The 1,522-nt window shown below is 51.0% G+C and carries 1 rRNA gene; it reads left to right on the top strand.

What is annotated here, in order from left to right:
• Positions 1-1,508 (top strand): 16S ribosomal RNA (locus AB840_RS15220); the annotation flags it as partial.
• Positions 1,509-1,522 lie beyond the last annotated feature (14 nt).

Here is a 1,522-nt window from a genome sequence, read left to right as displayed (position 1 = left end):
GCCTAATACATGCAAGTCGAGCGAACAGATAAGGAGCTTGCTCCTTTGACGTTAGCGGCGGACGGGTGAGTAACACGTGGATAACCTACCTATAAGACTGGGATAACTTCGGGAAACCGGAGCTAATACCGGATAACATATTGAACCGCATGGTTCAATAGTGAAAGGCGGCTTTGCTGTCACTTATAGATGGATCCGCGCCGTATTAGCTAGTTGGTAAGGTAACGGCTTACCAAGGCAACGATACGTAGCCGACCTGAGAGGGTGATCGGCCACACTGGAACTGAGACACGGTCCAGACTCCTACGGGAGGCAGCAGTAGGGAATCTTCCGCAATGGGCGAAAGCCTGACGGAGCAACGCCGCGTGAGTGATGAAGGTCTTCGGATCGTAAAACTCTGTTATCAGGGAAGAACAAATGTGTAAGTAACTGTGCACATCTTGACGGTACCTGATCAGAAAGCCACGGCTAACTACGTGCCAGCAGCCGCGGTAATACGTAGGTGGCAAGCGTTATCCGGAATTATTGGGCGTAAAGCGCGCGTAGGCGGTTTTTTAAGTCTGATGTGAAAGCCCACGGCTCAACCGTGGAGGGTCATTGGAAACTGGAAAACTTGAGTGCAGAAGAGGAAAGTGGAATTCCATGTGTAGCGGTGAAATGCGCAGAGATATGGAGGAACACCAGTGGCGAAGGCGACTTTCTGGTCTGTAACTGACGCTGATGTGCGAAAGCGTGGGGATCAAACAGGATTAGATACCCTGGTAGTCCACGCCGTAAACGATGAGTGCTAAGTGTTAGGGGGTTTCCGCCCCTTAGTGCTGCAGCTAACGCATTAAGCACTCCGCCTGGGGAGTACGACCGCAAGGTTGAAACTCAAAGGAATTGACGGGGACCCGCACAAGCGGTGGAGCATGTGGTTTAATTCGAAGCAACGCGAAGAACCTTACCAAATCTTGACATCCTTTGACCGCTCTAGAGATAGAGTCTTCCCCTTCGGGGGACAAAGTGACAGGTGGTGCATGGTTGTCGTCAGCTCGTGTCGTGAGATGTTGGGTTAAGTCCCGCAACGAGCGCAACCCTTAAGCTTAGTTGCCATCATTAAGTTGGGCACTCTAAGTTGACTGCCGGTGACAAACCGGAGGAAGGTGGGGATGACGTCAAATCATCATGCCCCTTATGATTTGGGCTACACACGTGCTACAATGGACAATACAAAGGGCAGCTAAACCGCGAGGTCAAGCAAATCCCATAAAGTTGTTCTCAGTTCGGATTGTAGTCTGCAACTCGACTACATGAAGCTGGAATCGCTAGTAATCGTAGATCAGCATGCTACGGTGAATACGTTCCCGGGTCTTGTACACACCGCCCGTCACACCACGAGAGTTTGTAACACCCGAAGCCGGTGGAGTAACCATTTATGGAGCTAGCCGTCGAAGGTGGGACAAATGATTGGGGTGAAGTCGTAACAAGGTAGCCGTATCGGAAGGTGCGGCTGGATCACCTCCTTTCTAAGGATATATTC

It is taken from the genome of Megasphaera cerevisiae DSM 20462 (assembly GCF_001045675.1).
GTDB lineage: Bacteria > Bacillota > Negativicutes > Veillonellales > Megasphaeraceae > Megasphaera > Megasphaera cerevisiae.
This window is presented reverse-complemented; position numbering and strand designations above follow the sequence as displayed.